Annotated in this window: 15 protein-coding genes and 1 pseudogene; 7 read left to right on the forward strand and 9 right to left on the reverse strand. The window is 67.4% G+C overall.

Annotation, left to right across the window (positions count from 1 at the left end; translation table 11 throughout):
• Nucleotides 1–14: 14 nt before the first annotated feature.
• Nucleotides 15–953 (reverse strand): iron-sulfur-binding ferredoxin reductase, encoded by a 939-nt coding sequence (locus tag EWH21_RS14100; RefSeq protein ID WP_277698621.1) that lies wholly within the window; start codon nt 951–953, stop codon nt 15–17.
• Nucleotides 946–2,073 (reverse strand): GGDEF domain-containing protein, encoded by a 1,128-nt coding sequence (locus EWH21_RS14105; protein WP_037048075.1) that lies wholly within the window; start codon nt 2,071–2,073, stop codon nt 946–948. The genes EWH21_RS14100 and EWH21_RS14105 overlap by 8 nt, the downstream gene beginning before the upstream one ends.
• Before the next feature lie 300 nt (nt 2,074–2,373).
• On the opposite strand from EWH21_RS14105, the gene EWH21_RS14110 reads away from it, so the two are divergent.
• A complete protein-coding gene (locus EWH21_RS14110; protein ID WP_037048077.1) occupies nt 2,374–3,897 on the forward strand; it encodes a fumarate hydratase in 1,524 nt (507 codons plus the stop codon).
• Nucleotides 3,898–3,964: 67 nt separating this feature from the next.
• On the opposite strand, the gene dsdA is transcribed toward EWH21_RS14110, so the two are convergent.
• Nucleotides 3,965–5,323 carry a D-serine ammonia-lyase gene (gene dsdA, locus EWH21_RS14115; RefSeq protein WP_179554297.1) on the reverse strand — a complete coding sequence of 453 codons (1,359 nt, stop codon included), beginning with the start codon at nt 5,321–5,323 and terminating at the stop codon, nt 3,965–3,967.
• A gap of 90 nt (nt 5,324–5,413) precedes the next feature.
• Here dsdA and EWH21_RS14120 point away from each other — a divergent pair.
• Nucleotides 5,414–5,518: pseudogene (locus EWH21_RS14120) on the forward strand (DUF1028 domain-containing protein); the annotation flags it as partial.
• On the opposite strand, the gene EWH21_RS14125 reads toward EWH21_RS14120, so the two are convergent.
• The gene (locus EWH21_RS14125; RefSeq protein WP_134676764.1) at nt 5,515–6,489 is read right to left on the reverse strand and encodes a helix-turn-helix domain-containing protein; all 975 of its coding nucleotides are present in this window, start codon (nt 6,487–6,489) and stop codon (nt 5,515–5,517) included. The pseudogene EWH21_RS14120 and the gene EWH21_RS14125 sit on opposite strands and share 4 nt — an antisense overlap.
• Nucleotides 6,490–6,583: 94 nt before the next feature.
• On the opposite strand from EWH21_RS14125, the gene EWH21_RS14130 reads away from it, so the two are divergent.
• Nucleotides 6,584–7,132, forward strand: a complete 549-nt coding sequence (locus EWH21_RS14130) for a cysteine hydrolase family protein (RefSeq protein ID WP_277698622.1) — start codon at nt 6,584–6,586, stop codon at nt 7,130–7,132.
• On the opposite strand, the gene zapE is transcribed toward EWH21_RS14130, so the two are convergent.
• The 3 genes from zapE to EWH21_RS14145 are packed head-to-tail and all read right to left on the reverse strand — an operon-like array spanning nt 7,133 to nt 9,719.
• A complete protein-coding gene (gene zapE / locus EWH21_RS14135) occupies nt 7,133–8,251 on the reverse strand; it encodes a cell division protein ZapE (protein WP_277698623.1) in 1,119 nt (372 codons plus the stop codon).
• Nucleotides 8,248–9,132, reverse strand: coding sequence for a carbon-nitrogen hydrolase family protein (locus EWH21_RS14140; RefSeq protein WP_150609955.1), 885 nt, complete (start codon nt 9,130–9,132; stop codon nt 8,248–8,250). The genes zapE and EWH21_RS14140 overlap by 4 nt, the downstream gene beginning before the upstream one ends.
• Nucleotides 9,129–9,719 carry a GNAT family N-acetyltransferase gene (locus tag EWH21_RS14145; RefSeq protein WP_277698624.1) on the reverse strand — a complete coding sequence of 197 codons (591 nt, stop codon included), beginning with the start codon at nt 9,717–9,719 and terminating at the stop codon, nt 9,129–9,131. The genes EWH21_RS14140 and EWH21_RS14145 overlap by 4 nt, the downstream gene beginning before the upstream one ends.
• A 112-nt stretch (nt 9,720–9,831) precedes the next feature.
• Between EWH21_RS14145 and EWH21_RS14150 the strand changes: the two genes are divergently transcribed.
• Nucleotides 9,832–10,230, forward strand: a complete 399-nt coding sequence (locus EWH21_RS14150) for a nuclear transport factor 2 family protein (protein ID WP_277698625.1) — start codon at nt 9,832–9,834, stop codon at nt 10,228–10,230.
• A gap of 18 nt (nt 10,231–10,248) precedes the next feature.
• Here EWH21_RS14150 and EWH21_RS14155 read toward each other — a convergent pair whose 3' ends face one another.
• The gene (locus tag EWH21_RS14155; RefSeq protein ID WP_051800529.1) at nt 10,249–10,728 is read right to left on the reverse strand and encodes a DUF2314 domain-containing protein; all 480 of its coding nucleotides are present in this window, start codon (nt 10,726–10,728) and stop codon (nt 10,249–10,251) included.
• A 29-nt stretch (nt 10,729–10,757) separates the two neighbouring features.
• Entirely contained in the window at nt 10,758–11,606 is an 849-nt protein-coding gene (locus EWH21_RS14160; protein WP_277698626.1) for a tetratricopeptide repeat protein, read from the reverse strand.
• 258 nt (nt 11,607–11,864) lie between these two features.
• Here EWH21_RS14160 and EWH21_RS14165 point away from each other — a divergent pair, with 258 nt between their 5' ends.
• The 3 genes from EWH21_RS14165 to EWH21_RS14175 are packed head-to-tail and all read left to right on the forward strand — an operon-like array spanning nt 11,865 to nt 14,642.
• Entirely contained in the window at nt 11,865–12,554 is a 690-nt protein-coding gene (locus tag EWH21_RS14165; RefSeq protein WP_277698627.1) for a thermostable hemolysin, read from the forward strand.
• The gene (locus EWH21_RS14170) at nt 12,538–13,986 is read left to right on the forward strand and encodes an AMP-binding protein (RefSeq protein ID WP_277698628.1); all 1,449 of its coding nucleotides are present in this window, start codon (nt 12,538–12,540) and stop codon (nt 13,984–13,986) included. Before EWH21_RS14165 ends, EWH21_RS14170 begins: the two co-directional genes overlap by 17 nt.
• Nucleotides 13,983–14,642 carry an iron-containing redox enzyme family protein gene (locus EWH21_RS14175; protein ID WP_277698629.1) on the forward strand — a complete coding sequence of 220 codons (660 nt, stop codon included), beginning with the start codon at nt 13,983–13,985 and terminating at the stop codon, nt 14,640–14,642. Before EWH21_RS14170 ends, EWH21_RS14175 begins: the two co-directional genes overlap by 4 nt.
• The last annotated feature ends 4 nt before the right edge of the window (nt 14,643–14,646 follow it).

Raw genomic sequence — 14,646 nt, forward strand, 5'->3', positions numbered from 1 at the left:
CGGCGGCTTGCACCTCAGGCGCGGGGTAGGAAGACGTCGGCAAGCATCTGGCTGCGCGGCAGACCGGCCATGTAGAGGCGCCGAGAGAAGCTTTCGACCGTCTCAGGATGGCCGCAGAGTAAGGCGAGGGTCTGCCGCGAAACAAGGCGCAGTTCGGCCAAAGCAGCCGGCAACTGCGCCGCCGTCACCAGGCTGACCTGCAGATTCGCATGCTGTTGCGCCAGTGCCTGCAACTCGTCAGCCAGGTAGTGTTCGGCCGCCTCGTGCGCCACGTGCAGCAGGCGGATAGCCCCCTGGTGCTGCTCGCGAAGCGCCTCTCGCAACACACTGTACAACGGCGCCAGCCCGGTGCCGGCGGCCAGCAGCCAGAGTGGCCGTGCCTGCCAGTCGGCATCGTAGTGCAGCGCCCCGCCACGCAGCTCCCCCAGCCTCAGGCCATCGCCGAGCTGCAGCCGACGGGCTGCGTCGCAGAAGGCGCCAGGCAGGCGGCAGTCGATGTGGAACTCCAGCCAGTCGTCCTCGCCGGGCACGCTGGCCAGCGAATAGGGACGCGCCACCCCCTGCTCGGTCCAGAGCACCAGGTGCTGGCCGGGGCGATAGCGCAGCGGCCTGACCGGTTCGAGGCGCAGGCGCAGGACCTGCGGGCTCGGCCAGTCGAGCGCAACGACCCTGGCTGCCAGGCCATCGCGCTGTGGATCGAAGGGCTCCACCTCGAGATCGCCCACCACCTGGCACTGGCAGGCCAGGCGCCAGCCCTGCGCACGCTTGTCCGCGGCCAGCGCCTCCGGCCGACGATCCAGCGGTTCCCCGCTCAGGCAACGCACCATGCAGGCATGGCAACTGCCCGCGCGGCAGCTGTAGGGCACCGCCACACCGCCACCGAGCAGCGCATCGAGAAGATTGCTCTGGCCAGCGACCTGCAACTGCCGATCCCCCACGCGCAGCTCAGGCACCCGCACGCTCCCAGCTGGCATCGCAACGGTTGCGGCCACCGCGCTTGGCCTGGTAGAGCGCCTGGTCGGCGCGCTGCAGGGCTTCATCGAGTTCGTCCCCGGCGAGCAGCAGGGTCATGCCGGCGGAAAGGCTCAGGTTGTCGACCACCACGCCAACCGGCTCGGCGCTGGCGAAGGCCTCGCGCAGACGCTCGCAGCAGGCCGTGAACTGATCGGCATCGGTATTGGGCAACAACAGGACGAACTCCTCACCGCCGTAGCGGGCAATGACATCACCATCACGCAGACAGGCGCGGGCGACTGCGGCGAAGGTCTGCAGGACCCGGTCACCGGCAGCGTGACCGTGAGCATCGTTGATTCGCTTGAAATGGTCCAGATCGATCAGCGCCAGGCCATGCTGCCGTCCGGGCCCCATGTTCTCCAGCTCGCGTGCGGCCAGGCGCAGGAAATGCCGGCGGTTGAACAGCCCGGTGAGTTCGTCGGTGGCCACCAGGTCCTCCAGCTGCCGCATCATCCCGCGCAGGGTGTCCTGGTGCGCCTGCAGGGCAAAACGACGCTGACGCACCCGCTTGCGCATCGCCTGCACGTAGCTGGAGAACAGGCACAGCCAGACCAGCAGGATGAACAGCACCCAGACCTGCAGCCAGGCCATGCTCGGGTCCACCAGCAGCATGCGGTAGGCCTCGATCAGCACCATCGCGGTGAAGCCGAAGAAGGCGAACAGCGCGCAGCGCACGAACACCCGGGGCGGCAACTGGAACACACCGAACAGCAGGATCAGCACGTAGAAGACCATGAGGACGCCACGCGCAGTGTCGAAGAAGGCCAGTACCGGTGGCTGCCAGGCCAGCGCCACCAGCACCTGGGCCTCGGTCAGGCTGGGGTCGTCGAAACGCAGGTTGCGCCCGGACAGAAACAGCCAGAGAAACACCAGCTGGCTGCCCATGACGCCCAGCGTCAGCCAGGCCGCGGTCGATACGGAACCGATGAAGAGGCCGTTGAACACGGCAAACCAACAGACGAGCGCCATCATCACGTACGTGCTGAAGGCCATGGCGAAGCGTTTGAGCAACAGGCTCTGCAGGCTGCGCTGCGTTCCCCGAGGAGTGCTTGGGCTCATGGGCTCCGTCCCATAATGGCATATCGCCTTACTCTACCCCTGTGATCACAAAAATCCTAGGCCGCTGACAAGCACCCGCCGCCTTTGCCATCGACCTTCGGCGGCTGTGCCGGTCGCGGCCGTCGCGGTATACTGCCGCGCCTTTTCGGGGCACCTCGAAAAAACACCGCGCTGCGCGCGCAGGACTGCCGCCGTGCAGGACACGCCGGCGAGGTGTTTTTTGAGATGCCCTTTTCGCCGTCGCGCCGGGTCATGATCCGGTGCGTGCTCATAGATGTTCCCTGATAGAGGAGCGCCCCAATGACCGTGATCAAGCAGGACGACCTGATCCAGAGCGTCGCCGACGCGCTGCAGTTCATCTCCTATTACCACCCCGTTGACTTCATCCAGGCCATGCACGAGGCCTACCTGAAGGAAGAGTCGCCGGCCGCCAAGGACTCCATGGCGCAGATCCTGATCAACTCGCGCATGTGCGCCACTGGCCACCGCCCGATCTGCCAGGACACCGGTATCGTCACCGTGTTCGTCAAGGTCGGCATGGACGTGCGCTGGGACGGCGCCACCATGAGCGTCGACGACATGATCAACGAAGGCGTGCGTCGCGCCTACAACCTGCCGGAAAACGTCCTGCGCGCCTCGATCCTGGCCGACCCGGCAGGTAGCAGGAAGAACACCAAGGACAACACCCCGGCGGTCATCCACTACTCGCTGGTCCCCGGTGACAAGGTGGAAGTGGACGTCGCGGCCAAGGGCGGCGGCTCCGAGAACAAGTCGAAGATGGCCATGCTCAACCCGTCCGACTCCATCGTCGACTGGGTCCTGAAGACCGTGCCGACCATGGGCGCCGGCTGGTGCCCACCGGGCATGCTCGGTATCGGTATCGGCGGTACCGCCGAGAAAGCCGCGGTCATGGCCAAGGAAGTGCTGATGGAGCACATCGACATCCATGAACTGCAGGCCCGCGGTCCGCAGAACCGCATCGAAGAGCTGCGCCTGGAGCTGTTCGAGAAGGTCAACCAGCTGGGCATCGGCGCCCAGGGCCTGGGCGGCCTGACCACCGTGCTCGACGTCAAGATCATGGACTACCCGACCCACGCCGCCAGCCTGCCGGTGTGCATGATCCCCAACTGCGCCGCCACCCGTCACGCCCACTTCGTGCTCGACGGTTCCGGCCCTGCCGAACTGGAAGCGCCGGATCTGGACGCCTACCCGGAAATCGTCTGGGAAGCCGGCCCGAGCGCACGCCGCGTCAACCTCGACGAGATTACCCCGGAAGACGTGCAGAGCTGGAAGCCGGGCGAGACCATCCTGCTCAACGGCAAGATGCTCACCGGCCGCGACGCCGCGCACAAGCGCATGGTCGACATGCTGAACAAGGGCGAAACGCTGCCAGTGGACCTGAAAGGTCGCTTCATCTACTACGTCGGCCCGGTCGATCCGGTCGGTGACGAAGTGGTGGGCCCGGCAGGTCCGACGACCGCTACGCGCATGGACAAGTTCACCCGTCAGATCCTCGAGCAGACCGGCCTGCTGGGCATGATCGGCAAGTCCGAGCGTGGTCCGATCGCCATCGACGCGATCAAGGACAACAAGGCCGTGTACCTGATGGCTGTCGGTGGTGCCGCTTACCTCGTGGCCCAGGCGATCAAGAAGTCCAAGGTGCTGGCCTTCCCCGAGCTGGGGATGGAAGCCATCTACGAGTTCGAGGTCAAGGACATGCCGGTCACCGTCGCCGTCGACACCAACGGCGAGTCGGTGCACATCACCGGCCCGGCGATCTGGAACAAGAAGATCGCTGAAAGCCTGGCGGTGGAAGTGAAGTAAGGCAGCCGCAAGCGATACGCTGCAAGCTGCAAGGAGAAGCCCGGCCCCGTGCCGGGCTTCTGCGTTTTCAGGCGTGGCGTTCGCGTTCCAGCAGTTGCCGGCCGCGCGCCAGGTAACTGTCCATCTCCGCCACCGGCACCATGCTGCCGCCGGTGGCCCAGACCAGGTGAGTCGCCCGGGCCATGCGCTGCGGCGTGAGGCCCATGCGCTGGCGATAGCCCTGCCGTTCATCCAGCACGCGCAGCGGCCCCGGCATGCCAGCCAGGGCGGAAGGTTCCAGGCGCTGCCCCTCGGTCTCCTCCAGCAGCGCCAGGTAGCGGAACAGCTGATCGTCGCTGACCGTGTAATAGCCGTCGATCAGGCGCTGCATCGCACGTCCGACGAAACCGGACGGCCTGCCAACCGCCAGGCCATCGGCCGCCGTGCGGTTGTCGATAGCGAAATCCTGCACCGCCAGTTCGTCATGCCGGCCGCTGTAGACGCCCAGCAGCATGCACGGAGAATGCGTCGGCTCGGCGAACAGGCAGTGCACCGCATCGCCAAACGCCAGCTTCAGGCCGAAGGCCACGCCGCCCGGCCCTCCACCGACGCCGCACGGCAGGTAGACGAACAAGGGATGCTCGGCATCGACCACGACGCTGGCGGCCGCCAGCTGCTGCTTGAGGCGCTCACCGGCCACGGCGTAGCCGAGGAACAGGTGCCTGGAGTTCTCGTCGTCGACGAAGTGACAACGCGGGTCGCCCTCGGCCTGGCGCCGCCCCTGCTCCACGGCGACGCTATAGTCGCTGGCGTACTCGACCACGCTCACGCCATGGGCACGCAGCTTGTCCTTCTTCCATTGCCGGGCATCGGCGGACATGTGCACCGTGGCCTGGAAGCCCAGCCGCGCGCTGATGATGCCGATCGACAGGCCGAGATTGCCGGTGGAGCCGACCGCCACCTGGTAACCGCCGAAAAAGGCGCGCAGCTCGTCACTGTCGAGACAGGCGTAATCGTCATCGAGACCAAGCAGCCCGGCGCCCAGAGCCAGTTCCTCGGCGTGCTTGAGCACCTCGTAGATGCCGCCACGGGCCTTGATCGAGCCGGAGATCGGCAAATGACTGTCACGCTTGAGCCACAGCGCGCCGACGTCGCCGCCGCCCTGCTCGCTCAGCCACGCCTGCATGCGCGGTAGGGCGAGAATGTCCGACTCGATGATGCCACCACTGCCTGCCGTCTGCGGAAACACCCGCGCCAGATAAGGGGCGAAGCGCTGCAGCCGTGCGCTGGCGTCGGCCACATCGGCGGCGCTCAGGCCGACGTCGGCCAGTGCCTGCGCGACAGGCGCCACGCCCGGATTGAACCAGCTGGTTTCGTGCAGCGCGATCAACTCGTCGAGCAGCGGGTATTCCGCGCACCACTGGGCGAGCGACTTGCCAAGGATCATCGGGCACTCCTCATCGAGGGCAGAGAACAGCCAGCATTAGACGACGGCCGAGCCGATCTGGCAAAGGCCGCTGAACGACCGGCGGAACGCCTGCGCCGCCTGCACGAGGTCTTCGCCCGCGAGGTGCTGCCGGAGATTCTCGCCATGCCGACGCGCGCCAACCCCGCCGGCAAGGCGGCCGAGGATTCGCTCTAGCGCGCCGCGCTGCCGAAACGGCGCCGGTAGTCGCCCGGCGCCACGCCCACCAGGCGGGTGAACACCTTGCGAAACGCCCCCGCATCGCGATAGCCCACCTGCCAGGCCACCTGGTCGATGCTCTGGCGGGTGAACTCCAGCAACTCGCGCGCCCTGGTCACGCGCACCTGCTGGCAATACTCGGTGGGTTTCAGGCCCGTGGCGGCACGGAAGCGCCGCAGGAACGTGCGCTCGCCCAGGCCCGCGCGCTCGGCCATGCCGCTCAGGCTGGCATCGGCCATGGCCTGCCCCTGCAGCCAGTGCTGGACGTTCAACACCGCCGCGTCGCCATGATCGAAACTGGGCACGAAGCTGCTGAACTGGCGCTGCGATTCACGGTTCAGGTCCACCACCAGATAGCGCGCGGTTTCCGCAGCGATGGTCGGCCCCAGCAGGCGCGTCACCAGCGCCAGTCCCAGGTCGGTCCAGGCCATCAACCCGCCGGCGGTGACCAGGTCGCCATCGTCGACCACCATGCGCTCGGGCAGCACCCGCACCTTGGGGTATCGCTGCGCCAACTCTCCCGCCAGCGCCCAGTGGGTGGTCACCGTGCGGCCGTCGAGCAGGCCGGCGGCGGCCAGGGGAAAGGCGCCGGCGCAGACCGACGCCAGGGTCACGCCCGAGCCGTGCAGGCGCGCCAGCCAGTCGCGGTAGACGCTGTGCAGCACATAGCCGGCGGCGGCATCCAGGCAGGGTGGCAGCACCACCACCTGCGGCGCGCCGTCGGCCTGTGGCTGGCTGTCGAACACCCGCCGGACCTGGCCATCGTCATCCGCCTGCCAGTGACTGACCCGCAAGCGGCCCAGCCCCTCGCGCTCCGGGCTGGCCGCCATGCGGTTGGCCACCGCGAACAGGTCGCCCAGCCCGTACACCGCCGCCAGTTGCACGCCGGGATACAGCAACAACCCGATTTCCAGGCAGCGCCCGCTCATTGTCAGTTTCTCCCCGCAAATTGTCGGCCACGCCCATCCCGGGCCAGCGCCGTGACGGCTAATGTTCGCTGCACATCATCCCATGGAGAGCAACATGAGCAAGCGTGCCCTGATTCTGATCGACATCCAGAACGACTACTTCAACGGCGGCAAGTGGACGCTGCACGGCATGGACGCGGCTGCGGGCAACGCGGCGCGCATCCTCGAGGCGGCGCGCCAGGCCGGCGACCTGGTGATCCACGTCCGCCACGAATTCCAGAGCGCCGACGCGCCCTTCTTCACCCCGACCTCGGACGGCGCGCGCATCCACGCCAGTGTGCAGCCGCTGACCGGCGAAGCCGTGGTGCTCAAGCACCGCGTGAATGCCTTCCTCGACACCGAGCTCAAGGCCCTGCTCGACCAGGCCGCGATCGAACAGGTCACCCTGGTGGGCGCCATGAGCCATATGTGCATCGATGCCGCGGCGCGCGCCAGCAGCGACTTCGGCTACGCCACCTGCGTGGTGCACGACGCCTGCGCGACACGCGAGCAGACATTCGAGGGGCAATCGATCGGCGCCGCCGAGGTGCATGCCGCCTACATGGCCGCGCTGGCCTTCGCCTATGCCCAGGTGCTGTCGACCGAGCAGTACCTGGCGGGCTGATCAGCTGCCGAAGCGCTGCAGCTGCATTTCATGCAGCCGGCTGCGGGTGCGCTGGAACGCGAAGTCGAGGTAGCCCTGGGTGTACAGCTCATCCAGCGCCACCTCGGCATCGATGTACAGCGCTACGCGGCGGTCGTAGCACTCGTCGACCAGGGCGATGAAACGCCGTACCGCATCGTCGTTGCGCGCCAGTGCCGGCAGCTGCCGGTCGCCGGCGTCGACGCGCTCGGCGCCGTCCTCGGTTCCCCGGGCAATGCGCCCCTCACGTGGCGGCCCGCCCAGACGCGGCACCTCGCTGAGAAAGATCGCCGTGTGTCCCTGGCACAGTTCGATGAAGTCGGTGGCGGCCAGCGGCTGCTCGCACAATTCGCTGAAACGGCACCACAGCAGCGCCGGGCTGTGGCCCAGCGTCGCGATGCAGCGGTGCGTCAGCTGCAGCGGCCCTTGCACCACCTCCTGTCCCGCGCTCAAGCGGACGAAGGCCTCGGCCAGCGCCTGCGGCTGCCGCACCCAATAGCGCTGCGCAACCACACCGGGATGCAGGCGATGGTCCTCGTCGCCATCCACCGCCACCACCTGCATGTGCTGTTCGAGCGCGGCGATGGCAGGCAGGAAGCGCTCGCGGTTGTAGCCCCCCTCGTACAGGCGCTCGGGCGGCTGGTTGGAGGTGGTCACCAGCACCACGCCCTGCTCCACCACCAGGCTGAGCAGGCGGCCGAGCAGCATGGCGTCGCCGATGTCGCTGACGAACAGCTCGTCGAAGCACAGCACACGCACCTCGCGCCCCAGCTCCTCGGCCAGCAGGCGCAACGGGTCGGCATTGCCGGTGAGCTGGAACTGGCGGCGGTGCACCCACTGCATGAAATGATGGAAATGCTGGCGCCGCGCCGGCACCCGCAAGCTGCTGTAGAAGCTGTCCATCAGCCAGGTCTTGCCGCGTCCGACCGGGCCCCAGAGGTAGACGCCCGCTGGCTGCTCGCCACGCTGCAGGGCGACGTGGCAATGCTGCAGCGCGAGGACCGCACGCTGTTGCGCGGCATCGGCGACGAAGCCGCTGGCCAGCGCCCGCTCGTACGCGGCCTGGGGCGAGTCCGCCGGGGCCTGCTCGATGACGGTCAACGCAGCACCAGCCGACCGTCGTCCAGCTGCCGCGGCCAGTCGCGACGCGTGAACACCTGCCCCTGCTCGCGCACGCGGCGCACCTCGTCCAGGTCCAGCTCGCAGATCAGCCAGTGGCTGCGCTCAGGGCACAGCTCATCGCTCTCGGCCACGATGCCGCTGGCCGGCATGCCGTAGTCCGAAGGCACGTACAGCGAGGCGCGGCCGTAGCCTTCGTCCAGCGACGGCGACCAGGGCGCCAGGCCGACGGTGGGTGAATGCAGCACGGCGATCTGGTTCTCCAAGGCGCGGGCCTGGGCGCCGATGCGCACGCGGTGGAAGCCGGCGACCGTATCGGTGCAGCTCGGCGCCAGGATCAGGTCCACGCCGGCCTCGGCCAGGGTATGCGCCAGCAGCGGGAATTCGTTGTCGTAGCAGATCAGGATGCCCAGCTTGCCGAGTGCCGTGTCGAACACCTTGAGGCCATTGCCGGCAGCGATGTGCCAGTGCTCGACCTCGAAGCGGGTCATGATCAGCTTGTCCTGAGAGCCCAGGTTGCCCTGCGGGCCGAACAGCCAGGCCCGGTTGCGATAGACGCCATCATCGTCCAGCACCGCCACCGAGCCCGGCATCAGATGGACGTTCAGGCGTCGCGCCAGCTGCTCGCACAGCGCCAGCCAGCGCGGCAGCAACGGCTGGATGCCGGCGATGGAGCCATGCAGGTCGCCGCGCTCGGCCTCGGGCAACAGGCCGGTCAGCACCAGCCCGGCGTACTCGGGCAGCAGCAGCAGGTCGGCGCCCTGCCCGGCCGCCTCCTCGCAGAGTGCGGTGAGGTGGTCGGCATAGGCCTCCCAGCTCGGCAACAGGTCGATGTGGTACTGACAGGCGGCAACCTTGATCATGCAACAAGCTCCTTGAGCCAGAACGACATGGGCTTGGCCGATTCCTCGGTCTCGTCCAGGTCGCACCAGTGGTATTCGGTATGCAGTTCGGGGTGGTGGCGATAGCCACGGCGCTTCCAGAATTCGTCCAGCGGCTGATAGCCCTCGGGACGCCGCGGGTGGTCGACCGCTCGCTGCACCGCGCAGAAGGTACACCAGTCGATATGCCCCAGGCGCCGCGCATGGGCCTCGCGCTCGGCGAAGAAACGCACGCCCAGGCCGCGCCCGCGCCAGGCCGGCAACAGCACTGACTCGGCGCAGTAGAACAGCCGTGCCGGGTCCCAGCCGCCGGCGATGAAGGGGCGCTGAAAGGCTTCGCTCTCGTCGACCAGCGGCAGCCCCGTGGACGCCCCCACCACCCGTCCCTCGTCGCGCACCAGCACGCACAGGCTGCCCGCGCTGCGCACATAGGTGTCGAGGTACTCGGCCTCGTAGTCGAGGCTGCCGTCGTAGAGGTAGGGGAAATCGCGGAAGACCGTGATGCGCAGGCGCGCCAGGTCTTCGATGTGGGGGGCTATCTGCGGCCCCTGGAGCAATTCGATGTCCATCGGCAGTCGTTCGCCAGCAGCAGGATGACGCCGGCGGCTATGCCGACGAGAAGGGGCGAACTTATCATGCGAGCCGACAAACCACTAACCACGCTACGAAAGGAACTTAGCCATGACCGCCACCGAACTGGTGCAGGCCTACTACGACGCGTTCAACGCCGGGGACATGCCCGCCTTCCTCGACCTGCTGGCCGACGACGTGGTGCACGACATCAACCAGGGTGAGCGCCAGGTCGGCAAGGCCACCTTCGCCGCCTTCATGGACAAGATGAACCGCTGCTACCGCGAGCGCCTGAGCGACATCGTGATCATGCAGAACGCCGGCGGCGAGCGCGCCGCAGCCGAATTCGTGGTCCACGGTGAATACCTGGCCGACGACGAAGGCCTGCCGCCGGCGAGTGGGCAGACCTACGTGCTGCCGGCCGGTGCCTTCTTCGAGATCAGGGCCGGCAAGGTCGCGCGCATCAGCAACTACTACAACCTCGGCGACTGGATCGCGCAGGTGGGTTGAGCGCCGCGCGCCGGGCGTTCAGCAGTCGAAACCGTGCTCCTCGCGGTAGTACGCCGCCTGCTCGGCGGGCATCTGCTTGAACAGCGCACAGACCGTGAAGCTGCCCACCTGGCGGCCGTTGCGCAGGTAGCCCCAGTCGGTGATCTGCTCGCGGCTGAAGCGCAGCTGCTGCCCCCAGGTCACGCTCTTGACCACACGGGGCTCGTTGGCCACCTCGCCGACGAAGCCCTGATCGAGCACACGAAAGTGCGTGATCCAGAACGTCTCGATGCCATGTTCGTCCTCGACCATGACCTGCACCCGGAACCCCTGGGTGCCGGCAGGGGGCGCGGCGGCCAGTTGCAGGAAGTCATCCAGGGTACGCTGCGCCTCGCGCACCGCGGCGGCAATGGCCGCGTCCTGGCGATCGGCGGTGACCACCTCGTTGGTGTCACGTGCCTGGACGCCCAGAGCGGCCAGGCTCAGCGCGCACAGCGCAGAAACCAGTTGGATACGCATGCGGATTCCCTCCCTGCCAGTTGCCTGTTCTATTCGCTGAACGCCGCCATTGCCTCGTCCGGGCAACGCGCCGTCTCATCCACCAGTTGCCATTTCACCCAGCGCTCCAGGCGGCTGTACCAGGCCATGTCGCTGGTATCCAGCCACTGACGGGCCTCCTCGCTGCCGTTGCTGGCCGCGCGCTCCAGCCACAGCCGCCGTTGCACCTGGTTGACGCGGGTACCACGCCCGTAGCTGTAGGCATCGCTAAGGCTCATCTGCGCGTCGGCATCATCCCTCTCGGCCGCCTGGCAGGTCCAGTACAGCGCCTTGTCGTCGGCCAGACTGAAGTGCATGCCCAGCTCGTCGTCGCTGGCCATGTCCTGAACGCCCGAGGCGTCGTTCCCGTAGAGCCATCCCAGCAGGTACATGGCTTTGACGTCGCCCTGCTGCGCGGCCTGTTCCAGCCAGGACATGACCCTGACCCGCTCAGCGCTATCGCCAGGATTCTCGATGTAGTCGAACGCCAGCTCGATCTGCGCATGCACCAGCCCCTGCTCGGCTGCCATGTTCATCCAGCGCACCCGCTCAGCGCCAGGATCGTCCAGCAGATGGTCGCGGTACAGCAAGGCGAGTTCGAATGCCGCGCGGGTGACGCCTTGCTCCGCCGCACTGGCATACCAGAGCCGACTCTGCTCGTACTCCTGCTGCGTGTAAAACAGGAAGCCGACGCTGAACTGGGCACAGGCGTCGCCATCGATGGCCAGCTCCAACTGCGAGCCAAACTGTGATCGGTCGGTGTTCAGCGAGCACTCCACCACAGCCGCCTGGCAGGTGGAAGCGAACAGCGCCAGGAGGCAGGCGAACAGGCTGCGCCGGGCAATGAGCCTTGCAGGCATGGGGGTCATCCTTGATCTGAAGTCGTGTGTCGTCTGCGCACGAATGCCGGCCAGCAAAGCACCGTGCTCCGGGCATGGCAAGCCTTTAGCGGGGTTGCAGGCTCGATAGTGGCACAAACTGTGATCACCTTCATGCCCCTGCCGCCCCTCCGTCCACCGCCGACCTTTGCGGGTGATCCCGCGTTTTTGCATCACTTAATACAACGTTAAGCCAGGCTCCACACAATCGCTCCCAGGTTCATCAGCGAGGTTCCACACATGGAACTACCTTGGGCGCATCATGATCGTCCCGTTGCCCGCATCGGTCGTGGCGACAGTTACGAACTTCACCTGGCTTCTCCCGACAGTGCCCGCCGCGCGGCGCTTGGGCAGTTCATCCGCCAGCGTTTCGAAGTGCAGTACGACGCACATATCCGGCACTTCATGCCCTGCCTGTTCGGCCTGGAAAACCAGGCCGGGCAACTGCTCGGCGCCGTCGGCGTGCGCAGCGGCAGCAGCGGCCCGCTGTTTCTCGAACGCTACCTGGACGAACCGATCCAGCACGCCATCGGCGCACGCCTGGGCCACGCCCAGCCTGGCCGCGGCGAGGTCGTGGAGGTGGGCAACCTGGCTGCCGACAGCCCGGGCGCCGCGCGTCTGCTGATCGTCGCCCTGACCGACCTGCTGGTGGCCCTGGGGTTTCGCTGGGTCACCTTCACCGGCACGCCGACACTGCTCAACAGCTTTCAGCGCCTGGGGCTGACCCCCATCGCGCTGGGCGAGGCCGATCCGGCGCGCATGGGCGAGGAACTGGCCGACTGGGGCCGTTACTACGACAACCGCCCGCTGGTCATGGCCGGCGACATCCATGGCGGTCACCAGCGTCTGCTGCAACTGGGCGCCTATCCGCGCCTCGGCCATCAACCGCTCTATGCCCTGGAGGACATGCCCGATGTGGTCTGCAGCTGAATCCCTGTTCGCGCGCATGGCCACCTTCGGCCCGCGCACGGCGCTGGCCGAGGATGGCCACGAGCTGACCTACGACGGCCTGCTGGCAGCCGTGGCCAGCCGCAGCCGGCACCTGCGCGAGCTGGGTGCACAGCGCGTGGCCCTGGCCCTGGACAACGGCATCGACTGGGTGCTGTGGGACCTCGCAACGCTGCATGCCGGCCTGGTCTGCGTACCGCTGCCGGCATTCTTTTCCGCCGACCAGCAGCGCCACGTGCTGGACAGCGCCGGCATCGACCTGCTGATCGGCGCCGGTGCGCCCGGTTTCGCCAGCGTGGAGGGTGACATCCATCGCCGCAGCGTGGCGCACGCGGCCGAGCTGCACCCCGGCACCTGCAAGATCACCTACACCTCCGGCACCACCGGCCAGCCCAAGGGCGTGTGCCTGGACCTGGCCACGCAACTGGCGGTGGCCGGCAGCCTGGTCGAGGCCAGCGCCAGCCGTGACGTGCAGCGGCACCTGTGCATCCTGCCGCTGGCCACCCTGCTGGAGAACATCGCCGGCGTCTATGCGCCGCTGCTGGCCGGCGCCCGGGTGGAACTGATGCCCATGGCGCGGATCGGCCTGAGCGGCGCCAGCGGCTTCGACCTGGCGCGTTTTCTCCAGGCGCTGCAGGCGGCCCAGCCGAACAGCCTGATCCTGCTGCCGCAGCTGTTGCTGGCGCTGGTCAGCGCGGCCGAGCGCAGGCTGCCGGTGCCGGGCTCGCTGCGCTTCGTCGCGGTCGGTGGCGGCCGGGTCTCCGCGCAGCTGCTGGAACGTGCCGACGCGCTGGAGCTGCCGATCTTCGAGGGCTACGGCCTGTCCGAGTGCGCCTCGGTGGTCTGCCTCAATACCCCGCAAGCGCGCCGCATCGGCAGCACCGGCAAGCCGCTCGGGCACCTGCAGGTCAAGCTGGCAGACGACGGCGAGGTGCTGGTGAAGGGCGCACGCATGCTCGGTTACCTCGGCGAGCCGGCGCCGCAAGGCGAATGGCTGGGCAGTGGTGACCTCGGCCATTTCGAGCAGGGTTTCCTGGTGCTGCACGGGCGCAAGAAGCATCAGTTCATCACCGCTTACGGGCGCAACGTCAACCCGGAGTGGGTCGAATCCGAGCTGGTCCAGCAACTGCCCATTGCCCAGGCCTGGCTGCATGGCGAGGCGCTGCCGGCGAACGTCGCCGTGCTGGTGCCACGCTTTCCCAACACCCCCGACGCGCAGTTGCAGGCGGCCGTGGACGCGGTCAACCAGGACCTGCCGGACTACGCCCGCGTGCACCACTGGCTGCGCGCCGATACGCCTTTCAGCGCGAGCAACGACCTGGCCACGGCCAACGGCCGCCTGCGCCGCCCTGCCCTGTTCAACCATTACCAAGCCGCCATCAGCCAACTGATGGCCGAAGGAGTACACGCATGAGTTTCTACGAATCCCTGCTGACCCAGACCCAGGCCGAACGCGACTACCTGCTCGGGGCACCGATCATCCAGCAGGCGATGACCGGCCAGGTCGCCCTGCACAGCTACATCGCCTTCCTCACCGAGGCCTACCACCACGTCAAGCACACCGTGCCGCTGCTGATGGCCTGCGGCGCGCGCCTACCGGAGCGTCTGGAGTGGCTGCGCGAGGCCATCGCCGAGTACATCGAGGAGGAGTACGGCCACCAGGAGTGGGTACTCAACGACATCGCCGCCTGTGGCGCCGATCAGGAAGCGGTGCGCAACGGCACCCCGCGCCTGCCCACCGAACTGATGGTGGCCTATGTCTACGACCGCATCGCCCGACACAACCCGGTGAGTTTCTTCGGCATGGTCAACGTCCTCGAAGGCACCAGCATCGCCCTGGCCACCCAGGCGGCCGGCATCATCCAGGACAAGCTGCAACTGCCGAACAAGGCGTTCAGCTACCTCAACTCCCACGGCAGCCTGGACCTGGAGCACATCGAGCTCTTCAAGAAGCTGATGAACCGCCTGGACAACGACGACGACAAGGCCGCCGTGGTGCACACCGCCAAGGTGGTCTACCGCCTGTATGGCGACATGTTCCGCAGCCTGCCGCTGTCCACGGAGGAGTGACGCC

The sequence above is a fragment of the Pseudomonas sp. REST10 genome (assembly GCF_029542605.1).
GTDB classification, from domain to species: Bacteria; Pseudomonadota; Gammaproteobacteria; order Pseudomonadales; family Pseudomonadaceae; genus Aquipseudomonas; species Aquipseudomonas khazarica.

Bases quoted from the DNA above. Each gene is read 5' to 3' on its own strand.
- EWH21_RS14170 (WP_277698628.1), top strand. From the start codon at position 12,538: ATGTGGTCTGCAGCTGAATCCCTGTTCGCGCGCATGGCCACCTTCGGC.
- EWH21_RS14125 (WP_134676764.1), bottom strand. From the start codon at position 6,489: ATGAGCGGGCGCTGCCTGGAAATCGGGTTGTTGCTGTATCCCGGCGTG.
- EWH21_RS14150 (WP_277698625.1), top strand. From the start codon at position 9,832: ATGACCGCCACCGAACTGGTGCAGGCCTACTACGACGCGTTCAACGCC.
- EWH21_RS14165 (WP_277698627.1), top strand. From the start codon at position 11,865: ATGGAACTACCTTGGGCGCATCATGATCGTCCCGTTGCCCGCATCGGT.
- EWH21_RS14140 (WP_150609955.1), bottom strand. From the start codon at position 9,132: ATGATCAAGGTTGCCGCCTGTCAGTACCACATCGACCTGTTGCCGAGC.
- EWH21_RS14155 (WP_051800529.1), bottom strand. From the start codon at position 10,728: ATGCGTATCCAACTGGTTTCTGCGCTGTGCGCGCTGAGCCTGGCCGCT.
- EWH21_RS14105 (WP_037048075.1), bottom strand. From the start codon at position 2,073: ATGAGCCCAAGCACTCCTCGGGGAACGCAGCGCAGCCTGCAGAGCCTG.
- EWH21_RS14175 (WP_277698629.1), top strand. From the start codon at position 13,983: ATGAGTTTCTACGAATCCCTGCTGACCCAGACCCAGGCCGAACGCGAC.
- dsdA (WP_179554297.1), bottom strand. From the start codon at position 5,323: ATGATCCTTGGCAAGTCGCTCGCCCAGTGGTGCGCGGAATACCCGCTG.
- EWH21_RS14160 (WP_277698626.1), bottom strand. From the start codon at position 11,606: ATGCCTGCAAGGCTCATTGCCCGGCGCAGCCTGTTCGCCTGCCTCCTG.
- EWH21_RS14130 (WP_277698622.1), top strand. From the start codon at position 6,584: ATGAGCAAGCGTGCCCTGATTCTGATCGACATCCAGAACGACTACTTC.
- EWH21_RS14145 (WP_277698624.1), bottom strand. From the start codon at position 9,719: ATGGACATCGAATTGCTCCAGGGGCCGCAGATAGCCCCCCACATCGAA.
- EWH21_RS14110 (WP_037048077.1), top strand. From the start codon at position 2,374: ATGACCGTGATCAAGCAGGACGACCTGATCCAGAGCGTCGCCGACGCG.